The sequence below is a fragment of the Dyadobacter luteus genome, from assembly GCF_003383615.1.
GTDB classification, from domain to species: domain Bacteria; phylum Bacteroidota; class Bacteroidia; order Cytophagales; family Spirosomataceae; genus Dyadobacter; species Dyadobacter luteus.
Genome location: NZ_QNUL01000032.1, coordinates 60,780 through 67,473, shown reverse-complemented (window position 1 = coordinate 67,473; position 6,694 = coordinate 60,780). Strand labels below are relative to the sequence as shown.

Sequence of the window (6,694 nt, the reverse complement as noted above, 5' to 3'; positions counted from 1 at the left end):
TACGAGGCCCGTACGCACGGTGGTGTGAGAGGACGGAAAATGAAAGGAGGAAAACTTTCATTTTCCTCCTACTCGATTTTAATCTATTCCCGAAAAAAAATATAACTTTTTTTATTGCTCAGTAGTAGACGTTTACGCCTGAAGCGTTGATTTCTTTCTGTGTTCAGGCATATTTATTTTGTGACCATTTGTCAGAATTCTCGTTTAAGTAAATATTTAGCGAGAACAATATACTTTCATTAAAAATCAGGTAATTATACGCTATAATGTTAAGTATTTACGTTGAATATTTGTAACCCTGACCAGTGAATCTAAATACTAAGTCATTCTCAATGCCATGAATAGGAAAATATCTGTTTTTATCTTGCTGATCTTATTGGCGTCGTCGTTTAAGTACCGTGCCAAAACAGTGGAATCGACATCTGCAGCTACTGCTCATGCTGCTGTTGCCAAATTGCCCAATCCGTCAGTGAAAGCACCGAAAGTTAGCTTTGATGATTTTGTGATCAGTCTGCAAAAGGCCAATCAGGAACTTGTTGCCGGTAATGCAGAGCCTTTCAAGGCATTGTGGTCGAAAGACCATGATGTAACTGCCATTGGCAAGCGCAATGAGACGCGTGTAAAAGGATGGGAAGCAGTGGAAGTGAAGCTGAATGCGCATCAAAATGCGGTGCAATCGGCTAATGAATATGCATATGAGAATATCACTACGCAGGTCGGAGCCGATCTTGCATATTTACTTCAGACAGAGCACTACAGAAGAAAAGGCGAGAAACCGATCGACTTGAGGGTTACTTTGTTATGCAGACTTGAAAAGGATGGCTGGAAAATTGTTCACCGTCATGCGGATGAAATGAAGGTAAAGTGATACAAGATCTATTCAAATGACGGTCTTTGACCGGCTCAGACTGACAGACGATAAAATTACATTAAGTTTTAGCTAATTATTTAGTACAAAATATTCAGGGAATTCCTTTATTGGGATTCCCTTTTTCTTTGAGTCAATACGAATTTTAACCCTAAATGACGCTTATTTTCAACTCCTTCTGATCATTGATGCATGTAACATTAATTTGTTGTTATTTTGCACCCTTGAAAAAAATCGCATCAACTTATACTCATGGAAAGATTTACCGGTCTGATTGGAATTGCACTCATTTTAGGAATTGCATATGCAATGTCCAATAATCGTAAAGCTATAAACTATCGAACCGTGGGCGTTGGTCTTGGGCTGCAGTTTGGATTGGCAGTTTTTATTCTTCGTACAGAAATAGGACAGAGGGTATTTCAGTGGCTGGGAGAAAAGGTCCAGAAGTTGCTTGCATTCTCTGATAAGGGCGCTGATTTCGTTTTTGGAACATTGGTACGTCCCGAACTGATGCAACGTGCGTTTGGTCCCGGTAACGACTTTGTATTTTTCTTTAAGGTAATTCCTACCATCATATTTGTGGCCGTTTTGGTGAATATGTTGTATCACCTGGGAATCATGCAAAGGATTGTGTCAGTTATTGCGCGTGGCGTATATTGGCTGATGGGTGTAAGTGGTGCCGAAGCAGTTTCCAATGTTGCCAGCACATTTGTGGGGCAGGTTGAGGCCCAAATTATGATTAAGCCATATCTTAAAAATATGACTAATTCGGAACTGATGGCTTCGATGACGGGGAGTTTTGCATGTATTGCGGGTGGCGTTATGGCGGTATATATTTCGCTTGGCGTTCCTGCTCCCTATTTGATTGCAGCGAGTTTAATGGCTGCTCCCGGAGCGTTGGTGATTTCTAAAATCGTATTTCCGGAGACAGAACAATCCAATACAAAAGGTGCTGTAAAACTGGAAGTTACCAAAACTCACGCCAACCTGCTTGATGCTATTGCAGCCGGAGCAGGAGAGGGTCTTAAAGTTGGTTTTAATGTGATCGCGATGTTGATCGGGTTTATAGCCCTGGTAGCATTGCTGGATTACCTGCTTGGATTAGTGGGGGGCATTTTCTCTTTCCCTGAATTAAGTTTCAATTTTTTACTAGGTAAAGTGTTTTCAGTTTTTGCCTGGGCAATGGGCGTTCCGGGGAAAGATATCGAAGCAGCTGGCTCATTAATGGGTACCAAAATGGTAATTAACGAATTTGTTGCTTACCTGGAAATGGTGAAACTGAGAGATACACTTGATCATAAAACCATAGTGATTACCAGCTTTGCGCTTTGCGGTTTTGCTAATTTCAGCTCTATTGCTATTCAGGTAGGGGGGATTGGCGAGCTTGCTCCCTCACGCCGCGCGGATCTTGCCAGACTTGGTTTTAAGGCCTTGATTTGCGGAACACTTGCTTCTTACATGTCTGCTACGCTGGCAGGATTGCTTCTGTAAAATCTGCAAACAACTGATATTTGAAGAGGAATGGAAATGATCCGTTCCTCTTTTTTCTTTATGATACTATAAGTTACAAATAGTTTTGTTTGCCTTTTGGCATGATTATATTTGTCGCAATACTATACGTCATCCAATACACGCTAAAATATGAAAGCCATTAAGTTCTCCTTCTCACTGCTCACAGAAAGTTTCAATGCATTTATGGAAGATAAGGGCCTCAAACTGAGCGCTGCCTTGTCGTACTACACCATATTTTCGCTGGCTCCTATGTTGCTTGTGATTATATCGGTACTCAATTTCTTTTACGCGAACGGAAATATTCAGGGAGAGCTTTTTTCTCAGATCACTGCGCTTGTCGGTGCGAATGCAGCTCAACAGTTGCAGGAAATTCTTGAAAATGCGGAGATGTCTAAAAAATCAGGTGTAGCAGCGGCGATTGGGTTTGGAACGTTGCTGATTGGGGCCACCGGGGTATTTGCTGAGATTCAGGATTCGATCAACTTTATCTGGTCTATTAAATCCAAACCTAAAAAAGGATGGTTACAGTATCTTAAAAACAGGCTGCTTTCTTTCTCGATCATTCTTACGCTCGGCTTTTTGCTGATGGTTTCCCTCGGGATCAATGCACTGGTAGAGTTGCTGAGTTCAAGACTGGAACAGCTTTTCTCAGAGGCGTCAGTCGTCGTATTTTATATCCTTAATATGGCGATTCTTCTGGCCATCATTACGGCATTATTTACAGTCATTTTTAAAGTGCTGCCGGATGGTTATCTGCGCTGGAAGGAGTGTATTGTGGGTGCAGCATTCACAGCAGTTTTGTTTTTGATAGGTAAGTTTCTGATCAGCTTTTATATTGGTCAGGCAGACCTTGGCGCTACTTACGGAGCATCGGCATCTGTTGTTATTTTGCTTACATGGGTTTACTACTCTTCCATTATTCTGTATTTCGGGGCTGAATTTACAAAGGTCTATGCCGCTCTGGATGGAGTCGCTATTGCACCTAATAAGCATGCAGTTTTAATTGTGAGAAGGGAAATTGATGAAAAAACTGGTCAACAGGTTTCTTAATTTTCTTGAAGAAGTAAACGGTTAGACCCTTCGACAGGCTCAGGGTGACAAATGGCTAATTATAAGTCCTTTAACTTCTTGACTTCTTCAATTACTTATCAAAAGCAAAATCCCCCTTATTTTTCATAGGAGGGATTTTTTGATTTTCTTGAAGAAGTAAACTGTTAGGCCCTTCGACAGGCTCAGGGTGATAAATCCACCGCCTAACTTCTTTACCTACTTAACTTCTCTACTTACTTACTTAATAACCATCTCAAACGGCATTCTTGCCTGCATACCGCCCATGTTCATGAGCTTTTTATACATTTTGGCGTAAGAAGTAAGTTCTCCGAAGTTTTTGTTTAGAGCCTTTTCTTCTTCATCACCCATCATTTTTGTCAGAATTTCTTCGAACGGCTTTTTCTTCTCAGGATAGTAGCGTACACGGTAGTCGCCCTCACTCAATTTTGCGGAAGTAGCTGCCAGTTTTATTGCCTCGTTTACTCCTCCAAGTTCATCCACCAGGCCGTTACCCTTTGCTTCAACTCCTGACCAAACACGTCCCTGAGCCAGCGTTTTAAGTTTTTCAACCGGCATCTTACGACCTGCAGCAGCTTTCGAAGTGAATTTCTCGTAGCCTTCATTCACACTTTTCTGGATCATTGCTTTCTCGAAATCGGACATTTCGCGGGTTGCAGTTGGCCAGTCGGCGTGTGGATTGGTACCCACACCGTCAAAAGTAACGCCAAGCTTATTGTTCATGAAATCCGTAACATTGAATATCAGACCAAATATCCCGATCGAACCGGTAATGGTATTCGGTTGAGCGACGATCTTGTTACAACCCATCGCCATATAATAACCTCCCGATGCAGCCACATCAGACATAGACGCGATAACGGGCTTAGTTTTTGAAGTCAGCTGAATTTCTCTCCACATCACATCAGATGCCAGCGCACTTCCCCCAGGTGAGTTAATTCTCAATACAATCGCTTTGATCTTATCGTTGTCACGCAGCTTTTTAAGCTCTTTCACAAACTTATCCGAAGCAATACCACCATCAGAATTATCGCCGCTTACAATTTCACCTTCAGCAACCAATACAGCAATGCGTTTGTTGAAATCTCCATCTGTTGATGAATCCCCACTTTTCAGGTATTTATCAACACCTATATAGGTAATTTCTTTCTTTGCCTCCACTTTCAGTGAAGTTTTCATGTAATTCTCAAACTCATCCCAGTAACCCAAATTTGTCACAAGTTTGTTTTTAAGCGCAGACTCAGGATTTTCCACTTTAAGGGAATCGGCAAGACCTTTCAATGTGGCTACCGGAATGCCTCTGGACGCAGATACCTTCTGAAGATAGTGGTCGTTGATTGCAGTGATAAGTTCCAGGGACTGTTTTTTGCTGGCTTCACTCATGTCTTTACGAGCGAACATTTCGATTGCACTTTTAAATTCTCCCACGCGGAAGATCTCAGGTTTCACACCCAGCTTGTCAAATGTTCCCTTGAAGAAGCTGTATTCAGCAGACAATCCGTTCCATTCCATTCCGCCGGCTGGATTGAGATATATTTTATCAGCCGCAGAAGCTATATAGTAGCCTTTTTCAGAGAACATTTCTCCGTAAGTAACCACAAACTTTTTAGATTTTTTAAATTCAAGAAGCTGACTGCGAATCTCTTCCAGTGTAGCCCATCCCGCCTGAGGGTTTTCTACTTTCAGGTATATCCCTTTAATTTTGTCATCCTTCTGCGCATTTTTCAATGCATCAGTAATGTCTTTCAAACCAATCGTACTTTCGTTTCCGGAAAATGGTCCACCGAGTCCGTCGAACGGATTTTCAACTCCAACTTCCTGAATAGGTTTGTTCAGATCCAGCTTAAGTACTGATTTTTCGGATACCACTACTTTGTCGTCGGAAGAGAACATTGCCCCAACTCCGGCAAGCACAAATATGGATACAATGAAGAAAAGGAATAGCCCGACGATCGTGGCGAGTACATATTTGAGGAATTGTAACATACTGATATAATCCGTTGATTTGATTGTTCTGTGATATCTTGCCAACAAAATTAATCATTAAATGTAGCAGTTAGATGCACAAATAATGTCAAAAGGTATTTTCTGAGTATTAAGTGGTCAAATATGTTTTCAAGTATATTTGTACCCATACCAATTACTAAACCTGTTCACTATCATTTAACCTATCTATCTCTATGAGCAAGACATTAATTCTGGTTCGCCACGCCTCCGCAGAAGAAGACAATTTTCGTGTGAAAGATTTCGACAGACAGCTGGTTAGCAAAGGATTGTCGGAAGCGGCAGTAATGGGGAAGTGGTTTAGCCAGAATGATATCAAACCTGACCGTTTCATCACCAGCAGTGCGGCACGCGCCTACAAAACGGCTGAAGTGGTTGCAGATCAGTTAAGGGTGGATATCTCCCAAATTGTACAGACGGAATCATTATACAATGGCGGACCAAAAGCTTATCTGGCGGCGATCAACGATACACCCAAAGAAACGTCGGTATTGATCCTTTTTGGACACAATCCTGATATTACCTATTTCGCAGAGTATTTGTCGGGTAAAGATTTGGGTTCGATGAAAAAGGGGAGTGCCGTTATTTTAAATTTCAAGAATCTGGAGTGGGACGAAGTTTCCGCAAAAACGGGTGTGTTTGTTTCTTATACCACTCCAAAAGATGTAATTAAAGCACAAGGAGAGAATGAGTAACCAGAATAGAAATCGCAGGATTTTCATCGTTGTATTTATCGCTTTTGTATCGCTGTTTCTTTATATCAGTTATGATATGTCGAGCCGTACAACAGCACCCTGGAATAAACCAAAGCAGCTCAAACGTGCCATGCCCGGTGCGTTGCCGGATTCTGATTCGCTGAAGCTGGATTCCTTGCTGGAAGAAGTGAAGTGAGTTTGGATAGTGTATAGTATTCCGGTGCGCTGCACCTCAGAATTGCTGTAGATGATTATTATTTCTACAAACATTTCGGTGCTACGCACCTTGCAGTTAAATGTGCAGCGCGCCGAAATATTTATAGAAATCCAGCCAGAGAAGTAATCAAAGGCGTAGTGAATAGGAATTTTTATATAAAAGAAGGTAGAGCGTATCGAAATTTGTGATACCAAAATATTAAGGCAAGAAAGGCGCAGCGCGCCGAAATATTTGTAGAAATCCAGCCAGAGAAATAATCAAAGGCGTAGCGAGTAGGAATTTTTGTATAAAAGAAGGTAGAGCGTATCGAAATTTGTGATACCCAAATAT

General features: G+C 41.5%; 6 protein-coding genes. 5 read left to right on the top strand and 1 reads right to left on the bottom strand.

What is annotated here, in order from left to right:
* Positions 1–337: 337 nt before the first annotated feature.
* The 3 genes from DSL64_RS25395 (at position 338) to DSL64_RS25385 (ending at position 3,430) form a co-directional block, all read left to right on the top strand.
* Positions 338–868, top strand: coding sequence for a YybH family protein (locus tag DSL64_RS25395; RefSeq protein ID WP_115833766.1), 531 nt, complete (start codon positions 338–340; stop codon positions 866–868).
* A 252-nt stretch (positions 869–1,120) separates the two neighbouring features.
* Complete coding sequence (locus DSL64_RS25390) at positions 1,121–2,359, top strand: NupC/NupG family nucleoside CNT transporter (protein WP_115833765.1); 1,239 nt, start codon at positions 1,121–1,123, stop codon at positions 2,357–2,359.
* 150 nt (positions 2,360–2,509) lie between these two features.
* On the top strand, positions 2,510–3,430 hold the full coding sequence (locus DSL64_RS25385) for a YihY/virulence factor BrkB family protein (RefSeq protein WP_115833764.1): 921 nt from the start codon (positions 2,510–2,512) through the stop codon (positions 3,428–3,430).
* 237 nt (positions 3,431–3,667) lie between these two features.
* On the opposite strand, the gene sppA is transcribed toward DSL64_RS25385, so the two are convergent.
* Entirely contained in the window at positions 3,668–5,434 is a 1,767-nt protein-coding gene (gene sppA / locus DSL64_RS25380) for a signal peptide peptidase SppA (RefSeq protein ID WP_115833769.1), read from the bottom strand.
* Positions 5,435–5,628: 194 nt separating this feature from the next.
* Between sppA and DSL64_RS25375 the strand changes: the two genes are divergently transcribed.
* Both DSL64_RS25375 and DSL64_RS25370 read left to right on the top strand, forming a co-directional pair.
* Positions 5,629–6,147 carry a SixA phosphatase family protein gene (locus tag DSL64_RS25375; RefSeq protein ID WP_115833763.1) on the top strand — a complete coding sequence of 173 codons (519 nt, stop codon included), beginning with the start codon at positions 5,629–5,631 and terminating at the stop codon, positions 6,145–6,147.
* Positions 6,140–6,343, top strand: a complete 204-nt coding sequence (locus DSL64_RS25370) for a hypothetical protein (RefSeq protein ID WP_115833762.1) — start codon at positions 6,140–6,142, stop codon at positions 6,341–6,343. Before DSL64_RS25375 ends, DSL64_RS25370 begins: the two co-directional genes overlap by 8 nt.
* Positions 6,344–6,694 lie beyond the last annotated feature (351 nt).

Coding starts and splice junctions, on each gene's coding strand:
- DSL64_RS25395 (WP_115833766.1), top strand. CDS start 338: ATGAATAGGAAAATATCTGTTTTTATCTTGCTGATCTTATTGGCGTCG.
- DSL64_RS25390 (WP_115833765.1), top strand. CDS start 1,121: ATGGAAAGATTTACCGGTCTGATTGGAATTGCACTCATTTTAGGAATT.
- DSL64_RS25385 (WP_115833764.1), top strand. CDS start 2,510: ATGAAAGCCATTAAGTTCTCCTTCTCACTGCTCACAGAAAGTTTCAAT.
- sppA (WP_115833769.1), bottom strand. CDS start 5,434: ATGTTACAATTCCTCAAATATGTACTCGCCACGATCGTCGGGCTATTC.
- DSL64_RS25375 (WP_115833763.1), top strand. CDS start 5,629: ATGAGCAAGACATTAATTCTGGTTCGCCACGCCTCCGCAGAAGAAGAC.
- DSL64_RS25370 (WP_115833762.1), top strand. CDS start 6,140: ATGAGTAACCAGAATAGAAATCGCAGGATTTTCATCGTTGTATTTATC.